Origin of the sequence: Planococcus circulans (assembly GCF_020023385.1) — a bacterium.
Classification (GTDB): Bacteria; Bacillota; Bacilli; order Bacillales_A; family Planococcaceae; genus Planococcus.
Window position 1 is genome coordinate 166368 of sequence record NZ_JAIQCL010000002.1, and the last position, 18038, is coordinate 184405.

Below are 18038 nucleotides of genomic sequence, written 5' to 3' on the forward strand. Positions count from 1 at the left end.
ACATAAATCTGTGTAGAGAGAACGAGAAGAAATAAAGGCGACCAAATTTGGTGGAAATTAACTACCCACGTGCTATATAAACCTCCCGAGTATTGTGGTATATTAGCAATTAAGTAGTTCTAATTGATTATTTGATATGAATAAAAAGACCTATCTGCATCTGTAAGTGGTTTGTTTAACTTACGGTTCATACAATCATCATTATCATATCTTCACTATCTGAAAGGAGCGGGTACTTATGTGGAAAAACAAAAAGATTTTATCGGCTGCTGGACTAATGATTCTTTTAAGCGGTTGCAGTCAGGAGACGCTTGAGACAGACGAACCTGTGCTTGAAGTGGCAGAAGTCGACGCTGCAGAGACAGAAAAAGCTGCAACAGAAGAAAAGGCAGAGGCTGAAGTAGAAGAGAAAGAAAAAGCTGAGGCAGAAGCAAAAGCTGAGAAAGAAGCACAAGCAAAAGCTGAAGCTGACGCAAAGGCTGAAGCGGAAGCAGTAGAAAAAGCGGAAGCAGAAGCGAAGGCACTTGCAGAAGCAGAGGCAAAAGCAGAAGAACAAGCGAAAGCCGAAGCTGAAGAAGCAGAGCGTCAAGCAGCGGAAAATGCTGGGTCAGCTTCACAGCAACAAGCGGTCGGAATGGCCCAAGATTATATCGCGTATACTGCGTTTTCGAAAAGCGGACTCGTCGAGCAATTGGAATTCGAAGGTTTTAGTAACGCGGATGCATCTTACGCTGTAGAACAAATCGATGTAAACTGGAGCGCACAGGCAGTGAAATCGGCTGAAGATTATATCTCGTATACGCCGTTTTCACAAAGTGGATTAGTCGAACAATTGGAATTTGAAGGTCATAGTAACGCGGATGCAACTAACGCGGTAGGAGAAATAACTGTGGACTGGAGCGAACAAGCCGTATTGGCAGCCGAAGATTATATCGAGTATACTTCCTTTTCAAGATCTGGATTGATTGAACAATTGGAGTTTGAAGGATACAGTAATGCGGATGCTACTCATGCAGTGGATACGATAGGGCTTTGATAAAAAGGAGCAAAACTTTGGAGTAAGGAGCTGCTGTTTTTCAGCTACTCCGTTTAAATCAGCAGCTAAAAATTAATTTTAAATAAGTTTAAGGGACCGCTAACATTGTTGTCAGCGGTCTTTTCGATACTTTGAATTAGTGATTTTGAAATCCAGCCGCTGCTATAAAAAAATCAAAAACATTCCCACTCTAAGCTATTCTAAATCTGGATAAGGTCTTACGCTAAAGAAACCTCCAAGCAGTATTCATGCTTGGAGGTTTCTTTAGCTTGAAGGCAAAAATCTATGATTCAGCCTCAGCAAATCGTCCTCTCGCCCATTTCAATCTCGCCACTCTGCCCATCCAAGTAATCAACGCCCCATTCGCAATTCCCTTCGTTTTCCCACTCAACCACATACCGGCCGCGCTCATAGCTGATCGAAATGATTTCTACTGTTCCAAACGAATTCGTATGGCGTTGCTCGACAATCGCTTCTGCCTCTGATTCTGTAATCTCCGGCTCGGCGTTGGAGCAGCCGCTGAAGAGGAGAAGGAAGGTAAGGAAGATGCCAATACTAGTTTTTTTCATGTCGTTCACCTCTTGTTAGGTAGACGGGCATAGGGGAAATAAGGTTACATAGAAATTTTGAATCAATAAAAAGTAGAATTAAAAGAGAAAAATGATAAAATTGTAAAAATATTTCGTATATTCAACCTAAAACAGTTAAATAATGTTAATATATTTGTATTGAATATCCATATATGGAGAGGAGCGCCCTCATGATCATCTACAACGAAAGCTCTTCAAAATTCATCAACCATGTGCTGGAACAGCGCATCGAATCTGTGCTTCTTGAGAAGGTGCAGGAAAAGATGAACCACTCCGTGTCGCCAAGCGAAATCCGTTCATGAACCAATTCCTTGCCGCAAATGGCCAAGATCTTGCGCGACGCCGATTTGAAGGAAGGTACCCATGTGCTGCTGGAATACAAGCTGCCTTCAACTGAAAAGCGCATTGATTTCCTGATTACCGGTGAACTCAAAGCTGGCCGGCAAAACGCGGTCATCATCGAACTGAAACAATGGCAGAAATCGCAACTGGCTGAAGGGATGGCATTGTCAGAACATACCTGGGAGGCCGGGAACGCGAAACCGTTCATCCATCCTATCAATCGTTGTCCTATAAACGCTATCTGGAGAATTTCAACGAAGCCCTATATGAAGATACATCCATCAGCTTGAGCTCCTGTGCCTATCTGCATAATTACATCCCGAACAAACTGGCAGAGCTTTTGCTCAATGAACGTTATACAAGCTATGTCGAACAGTCGCCGGTTTTTTTCCAATTTGATGACTTGCTGTTGCGGAAGCGAATCAATGATGCGGTCTCAGAAGGGAAAGGGACAGAAATCGTCCTTCTAGAGCTTGATCCGCTTAATCAGTTGATGAGGAATACGCATAAGACATTGATGACTCGAGGGATGAAGGGTTGTTATGTTTATTGTGTGGATAATCGAATTAAAAATTATTCGTTATAAAAATGAGAATTAAACAAGACGTTTAATGTATTATCAAAATCAAAAAAATTTAAGAGAGTATCTAGAAATATATTATTATATTGTGAACCACTTAATAACCTGTGCTGGTGTTAGGGTTTAGTTAAGCTTGTGAAGAAGAAAGTTTTGACAATAAAACGATAGTTCATTTAATTGAGTAAAAGTACTTTGGAAACAATACAATTTATTAGGGTTTAACTAAAAAGAAGCAAGTGGCGAACCTCTTATAGAAGGACGTGCTAGTACCATTAAAACAAAATTAGGAGGAAGTAAAACTATTCAACAAAATATAGGTAAAAGAGGTAAAATTTTTTTAGAAAAACACATACTAAGAACAGCAATAATACCAGGAAGTTCAAAAAGATGAATTATAAATTTTTTAGAAGGTTTAAATTTTCATAGAATAATTAATTTTATGAGAGCTTAAAAAAACATTAATAATGAGGTGAAAAAATGTCTTCAATATTTGAGCCAGATAAAAGCGGTATTAATAGCTTAGGAGGATTCTCTTACCAAATAAGAGTCTTTGCTTACCACCTTATTAAGTTAGAAAATAATATGCAACTCGAATTTGAGATTTATGAAGATGTTAGTCTGTCTAAAGTAGACGAGAAAGACTTAGACGCTAGTGAAGAAAAATTTAAAAGTATTCTAAACAATTCGAATGGAACAACTGCAATACAGGTTAAAAGAACTGCTATAAGTAAAGATGTAGCTCAAAAAATACTTCTAAATTGGATTTTATTAGAGGGAAAAGTTACAAAAATTTCGAGGTATATTTTGTTTACTGAGGAATCATACGGCAATAAAGATATTATTTTCAGTTTAAGTTGTAGAGACTTGTTTAATAAGGTAGAAGAAACTGAGGGGTCTAAGAACTCTATAATTAGAAAAGTGAAAGATTTATATGATGGTGATTACGAGTGTTTTGAAAAAGTTTATGAGTCTATAAAAAGCAAATATTCTTTTGAGGAAAAAAAAGATATAGATGAAGAGATTGCAGAAGGATACAAAATTTTATTTAAAAGAGATGGAGTTAATGACAAAATTGTATATTATCAAAGAATTAAAGCCTTATTAGAACGAGTGACTTATGAAATTATGGTATGCATGGGTAATAAAGAGCCATACATTATGGATTATAATAAGTTCATGAAGTTAACTGAGCGTATTTCAATAGAAATAACTGATGATGATCCAATAATGGATTATATAAGTTTTAAAAAAAGTTGTGCAATTGATACTAAAGATGCTGCTATAAATAAATTACGTGAATTCAAACAATTAAATCTATGCGGATTGCCTAATAAGTTAATTCAAAGACACTTAATTTACTCTTTTTATTATAATCATTTTCAAATTACCTATACAGAAATGAATAAAATCACAAAAATCGAAAATATAGAAGAAACTGCTTATGAAAATTATGAAGACGCACTACTAGATTTGATGACAAAGGGAAATGATACACCTCAAAATAGGTTGGACAATACTAAAAAAAGAGATAATTCATATGCAAGTAATGAACAAATAAAGTACGGTGCTATAGTACATTTGACAAAAGAAGGCATGGGTGATAAACAAATTTCGTGGAAGGATGAAGAATAATGAAATATTTAAAGTTACAAGCAGAATCACTACAACTAAGTATATATTGTGAGATTGTCTTAAATACTCTATCTGACCATAAAGAACTTAGTTTAATAAAAACTGCTGTTTATGCCTACTTGATAAAGAAATATAAATTAAACAGTCATCGAGTATACGATGGTCGTCATACTAGTGATACCGTATATAAAAGCTTGTCATTATTATCAGGTGACTTCGAAGGATATTGCGATAGTATAGAATTTATTATCAAATCTATAGATATATTAAATAATGAAAATTTGATTTTTATTGAAGACAATATTTTAAAGATTAATCCTGAGGTTGAGAATACAAAAAAAATTACTGGAGATAATATCTTTTTGAACAGAGCTATAAGGGAAAGTAAGAAACTAACGGATAAGCAATTTCTTAAGGAGGTTTTAGCAAGTGTTTAATATCTCAACACTTACAATATATTCTATAACTGAAGAAGAATTCACCTACAATCTTGAACCAGGAATAAATTATTTCAAAGGAGTGAATAGTTCTGGGAAGACAGAATTCTATAACTTTATAGATTACATGTTTGGATCTTCAGAGAATCTTATCAATAAACCATGGTATGCTGATGTATTTAATAAGGCTATAATGGATTTCGAAATAAACAGTATAAAATATCGCTTAATTAGAACAAGAGACCCGCAAGTGAATTTTTTCTCTTATGCCTCGGAAACGCATGATGAACATAATTATATAAATTTAGTTGAGTACAAAGAACGCTTAAATACAGTTTTTTCAAACGGCGATTATACATATCTAAAAAATATTAAAGAATTCACAAATGAAAATCTAACATTCAGAACATTTACGATGTTTAATTTCCTCGGGGAAAAAAGGCAGGGGTTAACTTATAATTTTTTTGACAAATGTAGCGACGTGAAATATTATACAAAATTAATGCCGATATTAAATTACTTGTTTAACAATAATCTGGAAAAAATAAATGAACTTCAATTGGAATTGTCTAAACTTCAAAAACAAATAAATCAGTTAGAAACCGATTCAATTAAATATAATTTTATTATTGAACAAATAAATCTAAATTTAAAGAAATTAGATACCACTAAAAATTTTAATGGCAAAAATACCGAGGAGATATTCGAATTTATTAACGAATACAAAAAATTGAACTATATTGATAAAAAGAATAAGGGTAAGAATATTGTGGAGTTAGAAGTAATGTTTAATATGGTAGATGAGCAAATAAAAGTATATGAAAACCGGATAATTGATACTAGGCAAATTCAAAAAGAAAATCGTAATAGAAAAGAGCTATTAGGGAAACTAGATAATTTGTTAGAGAGAAATGAAAATTTTATGTATTTAATAGAGCCTCTTGAAAAGTTAATTAATGATATAGACTCTTCAATATCTTTTTCTAAGTATTTAATTAATGATAATACCATTCAAGAACTTAAAGCGCAGAGGGAACTACTAAAAAATGATATAAAAGATAACGATAATAGATTTAAAATCTTCACTATAGAAGAAAAAGTGAAAGCTATCACTTTAATTGAGGAATATTTATCAGCTAATATCAAATCAAGTGGACCAGAATTAGTGGAAAAGAAAAAAAGTATTAAGGAAATAAAGAGCGAATTAAAAGCGTTGCAAAATGCAGATGATCCAAAAAAAATTAAAGATTTATCGAAATATATTACTATTCTATATACGTCTGCGGAAGGAATATCAAATGTAGTTAAAGAAGATTCAAAACAAAATGGTTTTAAAATTTCATATTCTAAAAAAGGTAATGTAATGCAACCCGTTAAAACCGTTTTAAATAAAAAAGCGGAAGAAGAAGTTGTCAACTACTACGTTGGGAGTATGGCGAGACATACTTTAATACAACTGAGCGGGTATTTAGCGTTTTTGAAAATGATGTTGTCAGAAGGTAGATATCCATTAATACCTTTGCTCGTAATAGACCATATATCCAAACCATTCGATAATGAAAATAGTAAAGCAATTGGTAAAATTATATCGAAGGCTTATGAAGATATCGGAAAAAGTAACTTGCAAGTATTTATTTTCGATGATAAAGAACATGAGGATTTAGGGTTAAAGGTAGATTATTCTGAAAATCTAGTGACCACTAATAAAACAGGGTTTGTGCCATTTTATAAGCCTGAGCAATTATAAGATTGATGATATCTTTGATTAGATTTATAAATATCAAAGTAGAGTAATAAATTACGACCTTATATATGACATAATTTAAGATATACAACAATACTGTATAAGAAAAAGACAAAATCAATAGTAGAAAGAATTCCTATTGCATTTAAATGACGCTCGGTAATTATTCATAATTGAGTGGTAGACAGGGGCGAAATACTAAAGAGATTCGAGGTTGAAGGGTAGGAGAAATATCATATGGAAGATATCAATGTAAGTTTTAATTACGAACTAAATGAAACAGAGCTAGCAATAATTAAAGCAAGTTTAGGTAAGGGGGAAAATGGAAACAACCTTGAAAGCTTAAATGGTATAGCAAAAGCTGCATTTGAAGAATACTTAAAACTAATAGTTGGCCAAAAAGTTTTTACGCGAGGCTCCGATATTAAAGAGTATAGATTATTCTTAATGACTAAATACATGTTTGATGGAAAAGTACCTTCTGAAGATAGTGTTAGTAAATTATTTCAATTAACTCATTCAGAAAGCAAATCATTGATTAGATCTGTTATGTCGAAATATCAATATGAGATGTCAGATATGATTAAGTTAAGTTTAAAAGAAACGTTGGGAAGTGCTGAAGCAATCCAGACTGACCAAGGTACTTTAGATGTTTACAAAGTAGATATAAAAACTCACAATATTTTAATTGAATTAAATAAAATATTAGGTCATCTAGACGGCGCAGCTCCAATGATTGTGAAAGAAAGAGGAACATTTTCTACTTATGTTATCAAGCCTACTTCATATGATAAGTTAAAAATTTATTTTGATAATGACTGACGGGAGAAAAAAGTGGGAGATATTCTAAGTGCTCTTAGTATAGTTTTTGGTATATTATTCGCAATATTTTTACAGTGGTTTCCTGATATAAGTAAAGCCTCCAAAACCAAATATAATCCGGATAAAGCTCAAGATATCGATTTTGTAACGACTACACAGAGGTATAAAGTCGCCCCGTTGCTGGTAGCTTCATTAGTGCTAACTTTTATTATACTTCCGTTATTTGTAGACATTGTCTGGGAAAGCTTAGTCATTCTATATATGCATTCGTATAATGCCTTTGCACATTACGATATTATTTTGTCAGTAATTCTATATATTAGTTGTCTATCAATAACTCTTTCTTGGTATCTTGTTAGCTGCTTTCTGAAAATGAGAAAAGAATTAAAGAAAAAGCCATAACGTCTTATACGTGTTAAATTATGAAAAAAGTATGAAACCCCTTTCTCTGAAAATGAAAAAGACTGTATTCCGAGAGAAGGCACGATCCTAAACAATTTTTATCGTACAAAATAATTTATACTGTACGCATCGCCGCTCTGAGAAAATCAACTTTCCTCAAGCGGTTTTTTATTCTTATGAGTGGTTCTCTGCTGTCCTATGGTTCTAAAACTTGTCCCTACTGGTTCTTTTTTATGGCACGAGTGGTTCTCAAGTTTGTCCTTCTTCAGTCAAACAATGAAGGATTCATACAAAATCAAAACCAACGAAAAGGGGAGAGCCACATGCCACTGGAAATCGTACGAAATGATATCACAAAAATGAAAACCGATGCGATCGTCAATGCCGCAAACTCCGGCCTGAAAATGGGTGGCGGTGTCTGCGGTGCCATATTCCATGCAGCGGGGCCTCAAGCATTGCAACAGGCGTGTGACCACATCGGCCAGTGTGCTGTGGGAGAGGCAGTGTATACGGGGGCTTTTTCGCTGGATGCTGATTTCATCATCCACACGGTCGGACCGGTATGGGAAGATGAGGCCAATAATAAAGAAGTCCTACTACAAAACTGTTACCGCAACTCCTTGGAACTGGCACATCGCCTCGAATGTGAATCGATCGCCTTTCCGCTTATCTCTACCGGAATCTTCGGTTATCCGAAAGAAGCGGCTTTGCGGATTGCTATTTTTGAAATTGAAGCTTTTCTGATCAATTATGAAATGCATGTTTATCTGGTCGTATTCGACAAACAGTCTTTCAGAATCAGTGAAAAGCTCTACCAGTCGATTGCCGCCTTTATTGATGAAAATGAAGTAACGGCACTAGAGAAAAAGGATAGCCGTTATCGGAGGGTAAGGGAACCAAAGCTCGACTTGTATCCCATCCCCATCCTTGAAGAAAACAGAATAGAAGCACCAATTGATATCAGTCTGGAAGATTTCTTTGAAGATATGGATGAATCATTTTCAGAACGGCTGCTCCGTTTTATTGACGAAAAAGGCATGACCGACACAGCGACCTATAGAAAGGCGAATATCGACCGGAGACTGTTTTCCAAGATTCGCAATTCTCCTGGATACACGCCGATGAAAAAGACCATTGTGGCTTTTGCAATAGCGCTTGAACTGGATCTTCACGAAACGGATGATCTACTTGAAAAAGCAGGGTACAGGTTATCGCGCAGCCAACACTTCGATCTGATCATCATCTATTTCATTGAGCGGAAGATGTACAATATTCATGAGATCAACAACGCGTTATTTGCGTTTGACCAAACGCTCCTGGGTTCTTGAACTGTCGCTTCTAAAGCGACCTTTTCACCTCTAGAAAATCGTATCCTTAAGTTGGTAAAAAAACTTTAGGAGGAACACGATATGAAAACGCAAACGACAGAACTGGTCTTTATTCTCGACAAAAGCGGTTCGATGGCAGGGCTCGAAAAGGACACAATCGGGGGCTTTAACGCCATGCTTGAAAAACAACGCAAGCTTCTCGGTGAGGTCCGCGTCACAACGGTGTTGTTCAATCAGGGGTATGACCTGTTGCACGACCGGATTTCGTTGGAAGGCATTTCTCCGCTGACTGAGACGGATTACGAAGTGGGCGGCATGACGGCGCTGCTCGATGCGATTGGTTCAACGATCCAGAAAATAAGCAACGTACAAAAAGGAACATTGCAGGACCAGCAAGCAGACAAAGTGATTTTTGTCATCACCACGGACGGCATGGAAAACTCTAGCTGCGAATACAATTACAAAAAAATCCATGAAATGATTGCGCAGAAGAAAGCCGAAGCTAATTGGGAATTCATATTCCTCGGCGCGAATATCGATGCGGTCGCCACTGCACGACAATTCGGAGTCGAGGAGGAATTCGCGGTCAACTACCATGCAGACGCGGAAGGTACCGAGCTGAATTATAAAGTGGTGAGTGAAGCGGTTGCCTCTTTCCGGAGGGGGAAGAAGATTGATCGTGAGTGGAAGAAGGATATTGAGAAGGATTATAATTCGCGTGGGAAGAAATAAAATTTCTTCGTTTCCTTAAGGAGGAAACGAAGGTTTTTGATAGCTTGTGATTGGAAGGTAATTAAAAAGGAGTGAGGAATATGACATTGATTCTTGCAAATGAATTGATAAAGACGTTTGAGGTAAGTGCTAAATTCTACTATTCTGAGGTGAATGGGGAGAAGTTCCTTATGCGACGGGAAGCAAAAATCGTGCGGATCGGCCATGAACAGGAAGAAATCGATTCGGTGGTTGTCATGATTAATCCGGGAAGCTGTAAACCCGCTGGTGCAGTGACAAGTTCGAGTGCAAAAGAAGCAACTTTGATGGCCGCTAAACCCGATCAAACCCAGTACCAATTAATGAACCTGATGGAGCGGAAAGCTTGGAATGTCTTGGTCATTGTTAACCTGTCTGATATTTGTGAGGGCAATATGAGCAATTTCCGCAACATCGAAAGAAAGTTCCAAGAAGCTAATCAAACTCACTCCATTTTTCAAGATGAAAATGTGCAAGATTGTCAGACCTTACTTTCTAGTGCGAAATATGTGATATTTGCTTGGGGTGAATCGACGACTGCGAAAAGACTGTCTGAGCAATTTGGACTTTTTAAAGACGGCAAAGCCACTATTGATTACAGCCATATGAAAGCATGGATCCATTCTGAAAGGGGTTTCCCTAGACATCCGAAACCTGCTACTTCAGTAAACAAAGTCATTTGGCTGGATACGATGGAGACCTTGTTATAACTTGTACTCTCTGGTTAATGAGTATTGTAAATTACTCTGAACTGGGAGAAAGTGATACTGGGTAGTAATTTGTATCTGTTTAATCAAGCTAGGAGCTTGGATGGAAAAAATTAAAGCCTTATCAAATACTATGGGTGATACGCAAATCATTAATGGAACCTAGTAATGGAGTATGTGGCTTTATTTAAATTTAAAAGACTCCTTCAAGGAGAGTCTAAATTAATACATATAAAATAAATAGGCAATATATCATCATTGCCGTATACTAAGTAGGTATTAAGAAATGTTTTGAAGTAATTTATGATTCAACAACAAAAGAGGAGCAGAAAATGAGTTATTTATTAGGGGCGATGGGTTTCCTAGGTTTACTAACAGGATTAATATTATTTATATCATCAATTTTTACTGAAATTCCTAAAAAGCTTGGAGGAATTGTTGCAGTCATTGGGTTCGTATTTATTAACCTGAGCAATTTTCCTAAAGGTTCTTTATACGGAGTATTTGGTTTTTGGGCAATAGTAGTTGGCTTCTTAATGTTAATTATATATTTAGCACGCGAAAAACCAGTGAAAAACTCAATTATTGTTATTGTAATAGGTTTCATTAGCTTTTTTGGGGCTGTTTCAACATCTCCTGAGACAACTAATGATACAGAAGAAACTACCGTAGAGTCAGTTGAAGCGCAAGAAAAAGTCGATAAAGCTGAAGAAGTAGTTTCTGAAGAGATAATTGAAGAAACAGAAGAAGTTAGTAGAGAGACAACGGATGAAAAAGAAGAACCTGTCGAGGACGTTATCGGAATTGGAGATGCAATTGTGATCGACGATGTACATTATGTAATTAATGAAGTGACAAATGCCAATAATGTAGGGGGAGAATATGGCAAAGAAGCAATATCTCAGTTCACTATTGTTAATTTAACAGTGCAGAATGAACAAAATGAGGCTATTAAAGTGGATAGCGATCAATTTCAACTTGTATCAGGCGAACGTACTTATGAAGCTAGTGGATCTGCAGGAATATATGCAAATAAGGATTATGATTTCTTCTATACTGAAATCAATCCTGGAGTTGCGTTGACTGGCAATATCGTCTTTGATGTTCCGGCTGATCTTAAAAATTTAGAATTACACATACAAAATGATCTTTGGGGCAATAAGACTGGAATAGTTTATCTTCAATAAATCGGATTTGTTTTTTCAAAAGCGGTATTTGTCCGTAGAAAAGTCTAAGCATTTCAAACTTTATAAGGAAAACTATATCGAATTTAATATATAAGAAAGAGGAGGACAATTTATGAAAGCAATATCGATATCATTAATAACAATTGGGGTTATTGGACTTTTACTATCTTCTTTTATGTTTGGAGATATTGGAATTGCGGCGGCTATAGGTTCGATTACAGCAATTTTAACAGGAGTTGGGTTTAATATAATTAATAAGAAAATTAGAGTAGCTAATTAGAAAGTGTTTTGATGCCATATTTAAAATTCAAATCAAAAAAACTGACCATTAAGAGGCCAGTTTTTTTGTTACTCAAAAGAATATTCAACCGTTTGTTCACCAGTAATATCCTCATAAGTATCTCCGTTCATAGTGTAACCATAGATTAATTTTATGCTATTGATATCAGGGTTTTTTAAAATAAAACCATCTACATAATCTTTCTTTACCTCACCTATAAATTCGGAATCCATATCTGCGTCATCTATTAAAATATCCTTCATTTGACCATCGATTTGTTCGCCTTGATCGGTTGTTATATTCATTAAGTCGTACCATTGAATATTTTGATCGGCAGTGTTCTCAGCTTGATATGTCACTTGTACATAAGTAAATCCATCTTTCACTTGACTAATATCTGCATCAGCTTGCCAAGTTAATGATTCAGCAAAATCAGGGTGTACATCAGTCATTTCAAGTACTTTGATACCTTGAACAGTAACTTTTAAAGGAGCTATATCGACAGTTTCATTTACATTAATAATCTTCTTTAATTCGACCGTGCCTACTTCAGAAGTGGCTGTTTGGCCCACTTCATCTAAAATAGTATTTCCACTTTCGTCAGTTTTAGGTTCTGAAACCTCAGATTTTTCAGTAGGTTCTTCCGCATTTTTAGAAACTTGTTCAGCTGGTGTAGCTTCTTCACTAGTTTGTTCTGCACTTTCGTCCGTCGTTTCTCCACAAGCTGATAATAACAAACTAGCCATGATAGCTAACATAATAAATTTGTTTTTACTTAGCATAAGAACCCTCCTTGTAATAATTGTAATAATTTAATTGTAATTGCAAAAAAAAGCTATTACAAGTGTTTGTGGGTATTTTTGTAATAAATTTGTAAAGAGTAGTTAAAACTAATTAACGCAGTAAAATATCCGGAATTTTTTATTATCTTTAAATTATTTCCTTGTGTTGGACACAATTTGAGACAGATAACAATATTGGTGGCGACACACACTGATTAGCCCCCTTACAAAAAAGGTATAGTGTAGGAATTATTACATAAATAATGAATACAAGGGTTGGGCAGGTGGAGGAAAAAAAGCTGGCACTGCAGGAGAAAGAGCTTGATTGGATCAATGCTTCAAGAACCCTGGGGAGTCACCCGATCAAAATCATATTTTCACAGATGATGCCGAACTTGGTGGGTATCATCATCGTAAACGGAACATGATCACTCGCTGCAAATATTGGCATAGAGTCAGGGCTGCCTTTCCTCGGCTTCGATTTCCCTGAAGACTACCCGTCTCTTAGAACATTGCTTTCTTATGCGATTCAGACCCAGACACTGAAGCACAGATGGTGGGTATGGCTGCCGGCAGCATTGAGGATCTATGTGTACGTAACATCGGCGAACATTACGCTGTGCAGGGGATGCGAGACAAAGACAGGCTGAATACCTCACAAAAGGCGGCAACTCCGATTGTTCCCTTTTATTAAGATATTATTACAAGAATTTAGTAAATGTCATATAAAAGTAATATTATTATTGTTTTTCAGAAAATTGTGATAGCATTATTTTAGGAGTTTCATATTTTTAGTTAGGACTTGAAAGTCTTAACCATTTTTTTACTGGATTTCAGGGGGAATGAACTTCAATATACATTCAGATTACTATTTTAGAAAGGGGAGGGAAAACGATGACAAAAGTTTCGTGGTCAAGATTACTGTTCTTTATAATGCTGATCTTTGTATTGGCTTTGGCAGCATGTGGCAATGATGAAGCTTCAGACGAAGAAGTAACGGATGAGCCGGATGTTACAACAGAAGAACCTGCGGAAGAGGATGCTGAAACAGAAGAACCTGCTGACGAGGGCGCTGGGGAAAGTACAGATGGAGAACCTGCAGAAACTGAACCAAAAGTTACTGAGTTTGAACCAGCATTTCCAGAACAAACAAGAGCACCTGCAGTAGAGACTGAAACAGAACTTAATGAAGAAATTGTTGTTGATGGTCTAGGCGTATTATGGGGGATGGCAGAGTTTGAGCCAAACCGCTTACTTGTTACGCAAAGAGATACAGCAGAACTTCTTATTGTAAACCTTAATGAGTTCGCTGTTTCAGAACCAATCGAAGGGACACCAGAAGTAAATAACTCAGGTCAGGGTGGCTTACTTGATGTAGCCGTTGCACCTGATTTTGACGATTCAAGATTAGTATTTTTGACTTTTTCTCAAGATGTTGAAGGTGGTACTGTAACTGCTGTCGGTAAAGGTGTGTTATCAGAAGATGAAGCCTCACTTGAAGATTTTGAAGTAATCTTCCAAGCAACACCAGCATATGAAGGTGACTTACACTATGGTGGACGTATTATCTTTGATGAAGACGGCAACCTGTTCTTAACAACTGGTGAACGTTCAGATGATCCAATTCGCGAACGTGCACAAGACTTGGATGCTTACTTGGGTAAAGTCATTCACATTACACAAGATGGAGAACCAGTAGAGTCGAATCCATTTATCGAAGATGAAGATGCACTGGATGGTATTTACAGCTACGGTCACCGTAATATTCAAGGTATAGACTTCCACCCTGAAACAGGAGACTTATGGATTGTTGAATTCGGTCCACAAGCTGGGGATGAACTGAATATTGTTGAACCAGGCAATAATTATGGATGGCCGATTGTATCTTATGGTATCGAGTACACGGGTGAATTAATCAATGATGGAATTTCAGAACACGAAGCACAAGGCTTTATTGAACCAAGATATTATTGGGATCCAACAAGTGCGCCAAGTGGTAGTTCATTCTATGATAACGACGCCATTCCTGAATGGGAGAACAACTTGTTCATCGGTGGTTTAGTGTCGAGCTATATTGCACGTGTCGTTATTGAAGGTGACACCATCGTTGGAGAAGAACGTCTATTAACTGATAAAGGCGAACGTTTCCGTGATATTCTTGTAACTGAGGATGGCGCGCTTATTGCAAGCACTGATGGCGGTGCGATTTATAAGATTACGGCAGCAGGTGAATAAAAACGCGCCCCTGTGTCAAAAAGGATTGAGTTCATTAACTACAACTGCATGAAGAATAAGCCGTATCTCGCAGCCTCAAAGGTTAACGGATACGGCTTTCGTATGTTGATCTAAGAAGTAATTGACTTTGATGAAGCACTTAATGCTGTTCAGACTTCCATAAGCAGTATATCTGGGACCATCGATCAGGTTTCCGCCGACTCATATAAACAAGATAGACATTATTCAATCGTGGATTAACTATACCTAATTCTTTCATACCTTCAAACTCATCGCGTATAGAACGAAGTCCCAACAAAATTTATTAAATGAACTAAATATTCTAATATTTTTAATCTTTTGACTAGAAATCGAACGTAGGTTCTGTTATATTAAATGCATACCACTATGGAATGAGGTGTATTTCGATGGTGCTTGCAATCAAAGAAGTGAACGGATTTGAAAAAGGAAAGAAATATACGAAGGAACTTGAGTTTGTTTCTTGCTTTGAAAACGACGAATATCGAGTAATCGCTTTAATAGATAGAGATGGCCATGTTTTTTATTGGACAACTACAGAAGATTCGCTTGAATATCGAAACTTCCGCAAAAAAGCTACTTACACATTTAAAGTTAGCTATATTTCTACAATAGTCGGTCCTTCCAGACCTAAGGTCATTATTGCTGAATTGAATGATGTAACAGCTGAAAACGGCATGTATGGTAAGGCAGCGCACTATAAATTAAATGCTTAATATATATTTGTAAGAAGAGGCTAGAGGAATGATCCCATCATGGGTTCATGCCTCCAGCCTCCTTTTTTATTTCTGTTTCACTCCGCTCCAAAAGCCACAATCCCATAAGTCTCCAAATACATTTTCAACACACGTAGCCACTGCTTTTCAGTCGCAAGCCCCACATGCCCGTCCGGTCGAATCAGGTACAGCGCATCTTGCTTGAATCCTGCGTCTTTCATTCTAGCTTCCCAGGCAAACTCATGGAGCTGGAGCGACTGCGAGCGGGCAAAGTCGATGAGCTCGGGCTGCGCTTTGCCGTATATATGAATTTGCCAATCGACGGAGCGCAGCGGCGAAAAATTATCGCCTTTGTCAGTTTCGATCCACGGCAAGCGCATGCCGCCGTAGACTTTGCCGGCTTTGCCTTTGCTCAAGTGGCTGTTGCGATAATTGATGTGGATTTGAGACAAGAACTTAAATGCATTTTTTGAGGGGAAGGAAAATTTGAATACCGACGGCAAGACGTAAGGTACGGCATACTCCCGCAGCAACGTGCCGGGCAGTTTTTGATTGACAATCGTTTGGAACGCTTTGTCGGTCGTCGCAATCAACCGGCGCGCAAAGGCGATGCGCTCTTGTTCGTAGGTGCTCAATATTTTAGGAGCGGCTTTTCCTTGAACCACCGCTGCGAGTTTCCACCCCAAATTGATGGCGTCCCCAATGCCGGTGTTCATGCCTTGTCCGCCGGTCGGGCTGTGCAGGTGGCCGGCGTCACCCAGGATAAAGATGCGCCCTTTGGCAAATCGCTCGCTGACGCGGTTATGGACGCGATAGGTCGAAAACCAATTGACCTTGGCCGCGCTCACGCGGATTTTGTTTTCAATGTAATTGGTGATTTCATGGTACTCGACATCGGTGTGCTCGTTGAATTCCTCGGGCACAATGCCAAGGATTCGTTTAGTGTTGGCGTTGCGGACGTTCATATACAGCATAAAGCCGTCATTGTCCATGTACATGTCCATCTTTTCCATATCGTCTACCGGCTGCTCCGTTTCGATATCAGCGACAAAGAATAATTGCTTGTACGTACCGCCGGGAAAGTCGAATCCCAGTCCTTTTCGGACCATGCTGCCGGCCCCGTCGCATCCGCATAAATAGGCAAATTCCGCTGTTTCTGCTGGCTGTCCTTGTTGCTGCATCACGGCGTTCACGCCAACTCCTGTGTCTTCAAAAGAAAGCAAAGAAGTGTTCCATTCGACTTCGATGCCGATTTTACTTAATTCGTCGACGAGAATTTCTTCGTGTTCGTCCTGCGGCAAACTCAGGATAAACGGAAACGGACTCAGCCCTTTGCCCAACTCATGGAATTTCACTGTGGCTCTCACTCGTTTGCCGTCGCTGACATCCAGCGACAAAATCGGATGGCCCCGCTTGATGTTGCGTTCGGCCAGGCCCAGTTGCTCGTACTGTTCCAATATGCGCGCATGCACGGCGAGCGCCCGTGACGCTGTGCCGGTTCCTGCGTTTTTATCGATGATCCGAAACGGCACGCCTTGACGCGCCAGGCTATAGGCAAGAGCCAGTCCAGTGGGGCCAGCTCCGACGATTAAGATTTGTGGGTTCATCCTAGAGACCTCCTAATGATTAACACGCCTGCTGATCGCTTCAGTTTCAAGTGTCGTGTAAAGCTAAAAAATCGAGTATAGGAAAAGTTCTTATAAGAAAAAAGCAGGTGATACCGAATCGAAAAGATCTTGTACAGCTACTATATCCTTAATCGACCCATTTCAAGCAAAAAAAGTGTCCCGTGCAAGAAACAATTTTAAGCGATTCTGACCATACACTCCAAGTTAAACACGAAGCAATCAGCGGGACGTGATAGAATAACAGGTAGTGGATTAGAAAATACAGTATGACCTTGCCTGGCAGAAAGTGCAGCATTCATGGTTGATAGATGAGTTGAAAGGAATGGGATAACAAAATGAACAAAACCGTAGAACAAAAAATGAACGAGATGACAGAAGTGTTTAACAGGTTGCCGAATTGCCGGATTGAAACCGATGAGGCCGGCCGGATATTGATCTTGAGCGATAACCCGGTTCCTTGGAGTGGCGCACTTGAGAAGAAGGACGCGCACTCGGCGTATAAAATTGGGTCCATTACGCCTCATAAAGCGGCGCTCGGACTGTATATTGATTTCCCGCATAATCATATAGAGATCGATCGAGTAGACGACATCATCGATCCCGAATTTACATTGACTTATTATGAGCCAGGCACCAAGACATCCACAGTGAAAAGCTGGTGGAGATTCCGATCGGACGAGAAATTCGACAGCATCCACCTGGTTCTGAGAAAAACAGAACTGGAATTGTATGATTTCAAGAGAGAAGAATGGGTACGGTTGATGGAAGAGATTACGGCTGTTCATAAATGATTGATGACATAGCCCACTGAGGGAACTCCTA

General features: G+C 37.9%; 19 protein-coding genes and 1 pseudogene. 17 read left to right on the forward strand and 3 right to left on the reverse strand.

The features are described 5' to 3' along the window. The first annotated feature begins 238 nt into the window (after positions 1 to 238). Complete coding sequence (locus K8U60_RS05005; RefSeq protein ID WP_223635280.1) at positions 239 to 1036, forward strand: Ltp family lipoprotein; 798 nt, start codon at positions 239 to 241, stop codon at positions 1034 to 1036. A 296-nt stretch (positions 1037 to 1332) separates the two neighbouring features. On the opposite strand, the gene K8U60_RS05010 is transcribed toward K8U60_RS05005, so the two are convergent. Beyond that, a complete protein-coding gene (locus K8U60_RS05010) occupies positions 1333 to 1605 on the reverse strand; it encodes a hypothetical protein (protein ID WP_146558069.1) in 273 nt (90 codons plus the stop codon). A gap of 191 nt (positions 1606 to 1796) precedes the next feature. Here K8U60_RS05010 and K8U60_RS19015 point away from each other — a divergent pair, with 191 nt between their 5' ends. The 12 genes from K8U60_RS19015 (at position 1797) to K8U60_RS05065 (ending at position 11837) form a co-directional block, all read left to right on the forward strand. After that, positions 1797 to 1928, forward strand: a complete 132-nt coding sequence (locus tag K8U60_RS19015; RefSeq protein ID WP_263298573.1) for a hypothetical protein — start codon at positions 1797 to 1799, stop codon at positions 1926 to 1928. Between the two features lie 9 nt (positions 1929 to 1937). Then, positions 1938 to 2258 (forward strand): hypothetical protein, encoded by a 321-nt coding sequence (locus K8U60_RS05015; RefSeq protein ID WP_223635282.1) that lies wholly within the window; start codon positions 1938 to 1940, stop codon positions 2256 to 2258. A 203-nt stretch (positions 2259 to 2461) separates the two neighbouring features. Continuing rightward, positions 2462 to 2554 carry a DNA/RNA helicase domain-containing protein gene (locus K8U60_RS19145; protein WP_223636009.1) on the forward strand — a complete coding sequence of 31 codons (93 nt, stop codon included), beginning with the start codon at positions 2462 to 2464 and terminating at the stop codon, positions 2552 to 2554. 471 nt (positions 2555 to 3025) lie between these two features. Next, a complete protein-coding gene (locus K8U60_RS05025) occupies positions 3026 to 4180 on the forward strand; it encodes a hypothetical protein (protein WP_223635284.1) in 1155 nt (384 codons plus the stop codon). Next, positions 4180 to 4617: a hypothetical protein gene (locus tag K8U60_RS05030; RefSeq protein WP_223635286.1), complete on the forward strand. Its 438-nt coding sequence runs from the start codon at positions 4180 to 4182 to the stop codon at positions 4615 to 4617. The genes K8U60_RS05025 and K8U60_RS05030 overlap by 1 nt, the downstream gene beginning before the upstream one ends. Next, complete coding sequence (locus K8U60_RS05035) at positions 4610 to 6364, forward strand: coiled-coil domain-containing protein (protein WP_223635288.1); 1755 nt, start codon at positions 4610 to 4612, stop codon at positions 6362 to 6364. Before K8U60_RS05030 ends, K8U60_RS05035 begins: the two co-directional genes overlap by 8 nt. A gap of 234 nt (positions 6365 to 6598) precedes the next feature. After that, a complete protein-coding gene (locus tag K8U60_RS05040) occupies positions 6599 to 7183 on the forward strand; it encodes a hypothetical protein (protein WP_223635291.1) in 585 nt (194 codons plus the stop codon). Positions 7184 to 7908: 725 nt separating this feature from the next. Next, positions 7909 to 8913 carry a macro domain-containing protein gene (locus K8U60_RS05045; RefSeq protein WP_223635293.1) on the forward strand — a complete coding sequence of 335 codons (1005 nt, stop codon included), beginning with the start codon at positions 7909 to 7911 and terminating at the stop codon, positions 8911 to 8913. Between the two features lie 81 nt (positions 8914 to 8994). After that, positions 8995 to 9645 (forward strand): vWA domain-containing protein, encoded by a 651-nt coding sequence (locus K8U60_RS05050; protein WP_223635296.1) that lies wholly within the window; start codon positions 8995 to 8997, stop codon positions 9643 to 9645. A gap of 80 nt (positions 9646 to 9725) precedes the next feature. Further along, positions 9726 to 10373, forward strand: a complete 648-nt coding sequence (locus tag K8U60_RS05055; RefSeq protein ID WP_223635299.1) for a DUF1643 domain-containing protein — start codon at positions 9726 to 9728, stop codon at positions 10371 to 10373. Between the two features lie 329 nt (positions 10374 to 10702). Further along, the gene (locus tag K8U60_RS05060; protein WP_223635303.1) at positions 10703 to 11557 is read left to right on the forward strand and encodes a DUF4352 domain-containing protein; all 855 of its coding nucleotides are present in this window, start codon (positions 10703 to 10705) and stop codon (positions 11555 to 11557) included. Between the two features lie 112 nt (positions 11558 to 11669). Further along, positions 11670 to 11837, forward strand: a complete 168-nt coding sequence (locus tag K8U60_RS05065) for a hypothetical protein (RefSeq protein ID WP_223635306.1) — start codon at positions 11670 to 11672, stop codon at positions 11835 to 11837. A 68-nt stretch (positions 11838 to 11905) separates the two neighbouring features. Here the strand turns inward: K8U60_RS05065 and K8U60_RS05070 are convergent, their stop codons facing one another. Further along, positions 11906 to 12619, reverse strand: a complete 714-nt coding sequence (locus K8U60_RS05070) for a hypothetical protein (RefSeq protein WP_223635309.1) — start codon at positions 12617 to 12619, stop codon at positions 11906 to 11908. Positions 12620 to 12921: 302 nt separating this feature from the next. On the opposite strand from K8U60_RS05070, the pseudogene K8U60_RS19150 reads away from it, so the two are divergent. The 3 genes and pseudogenes from K8U60_RS19150 to K8U60_RS05085 form a co-directional block, all read left to right on the forward strand. After that, positions 12922 to 13269: pseudogene (locus tag K8U60_RS19150) on the forward strand (hypothetical protein); the annotation flags it as partial. A 244-nt stretch (positions 13270 to 13513) separates the two neighbouring features. Continuing rightward, positions 13514 to 14854, forward strand: coding sequence for a PQQ-dependent sugar dehydrogenase (locus tag K8U60_RS05080; protein ID WP_223635312.1), 1341 nt, complete (start codon positions 13514 to 13516; stop codon positions 14852 to 14854). 407 nt (positions 14855 to 15261) lie between these two features. Beyond that, positions 15262 to 15588 carry a hypothetical protein gene (locus tag K8U60_RS05085; RefSeq protein ID WP_223635315.1) on the forward strand — a complete coding sequence of 109 codons (327 nt, stop codon included), beginning with the start codon at positions 15262 to 15264 and terminating at the stop codon, positions 15586 to 15588. 77 nt (positions 15589 to 15665) lie between these two features. Here K8U60_RS05085 and K8U60_RS05090 read toward each other — a convergent pair whose 3' ends face one another. After that, entirely contained in the window at positions 15666 to 17195 is a 1530-nt protein-coding gene (locus K8U60_RS05090) for an FAD-dependent monooxygenase (protein WP_223635317.1), read from the reverse strand. A 356-nt stretch (positions 17196 to 17551) separates the two neighbouring features. Between K8U60_RS05090 and K8U60_RS05095 the strand changes: the two genes are divergently transcribed. Beyond that, positions 17552 to 18007, forward strand: coding sequence for a hypothetical protein (locus K8U60_RS05095; protein ID WP_223635320.1), 456 nt, complete (start codon positions 17552 to 17554; stop codon positions 18005 to 18007). The last annotated feature ends 31 nt before the right edge of the window (positions 18008 to 18038 follow it).

Bases quoted from the DNA above. Each gene is read 5' to 3' on its own strand.
- K8U60_RS05090 (WP_223635317.1), bottom strand. From the start codon at position 17,195: ATGAACCCACAAATCTTAATCGTCGGAGCTGGCCCCACTGGACTGGCT.
- K8U60_RS19015 (WP_263298573.1), top strand. From the start codon at position 1,797: ATGATCATCTACAACGAAAGCTCTTCAAAATTCATCAACCATGTGCTG.
- K8U60_RS05005 (WP_223635280.1), top strand. From the start codon at position 239: ATGTGGAAAAACAAAAAGATTTTATCGGCTGCTGGACTAATGATTCTT.
- K8U60_RS19145 (WP_223636009.1), top strand. From the start codon at position 2,462: ATGAGGAATACGCATAAGACATTGATGACTCGAGGGATGAAGGGTTGT.
- K8U60_RS05060 (WP_223635303.1), top strand. From the start codon at position 10,703: ATGAGTTATTTATTAGGGGCGATGGGTTTCCTAGGTTTACTAACAGGA.
- K8U60_RS05025 (WP_223635284.1), top strand. From the start codon at position 3,026: ATGTCTTCAATATTTGAGCCAGATAAAAGCGGTATTAATAGCTTAGGA.
- K8U60_RS05045 (WP_223635293.1), top strand. From the start codon at position 7,909: ATGCCACTGGAAATCGTACGAAATGATATCACAAAAATGAAAACCGAT.
- K8U60_RS05070 (WP_223635309.1), bottom strand. From the start codon at position 12,619: ATGCTAAGTAAAAACAAATTTATTATGTTAGCTATCATGGCTAGTTTG.
- K8U60_RS05050 (WP_223635296.1), top strand. From the start codon at position 8,995: ATGAAAACGCAAACGACAGAACTGGTCTTTATTCTCGACAAAAGCGGT.
- K8U60_RS05030 (WP_223635286.1), top strand. From the start codon at position 4,180: ATGAAATATTTAAAGTTACAAGCAGAATCACTACAACTAAGTATATAT.
- K8U60_RS05095 (WP_223635320.1), top strand. From the start codon at position 17,552: ATGAACAAAACCGTAGAACAAAAAATGAACGAGATGACAGAAGTGTTT.
- K8U60_RS05085 (WP_223635315.1), top strand. From the start codon at position 15,262: ATGGTGCTTGCAATCAAAGAAGTGAACGGATTTGAAAAAGGAAAGAAA.
- K8U60_RS05040 (WP_223635291.1), top strand. From the start codon at position 6,599: ATGGAAGATATCAATGTAAGTTTTAATTACGAACTAAATGAAACAGAG.
- K8U60_RS05010 (WP_146558069.1), bottom strand. From the start codon at position 1,605: ATGAAAAAAACTAGTATTGGCATCTTCCTTACCTTCCTTCTCCTCTTC.
- K8U60_RS05055 (WP_223635299.1), top strand. From the start codon at position 9,726: ATGACATTGATTCTTGCAAATGAATTGATAAAGACGTTTGAGGTAAGT.
- K8U60_RS05065 (WP_223635306.1), top strand. From the start codon at position 11,670: ATGAAAGCAATATCGATATCATTAATAACAATTGGGGTTATTGGACTT.
- K8U60_RS05080 (WP_223635312.1), top strand. From the start codon at position 13,514: ATGACAAAAGTTTCGTGGTCAAGATTACTGTTCTTTATAATGCTGATC.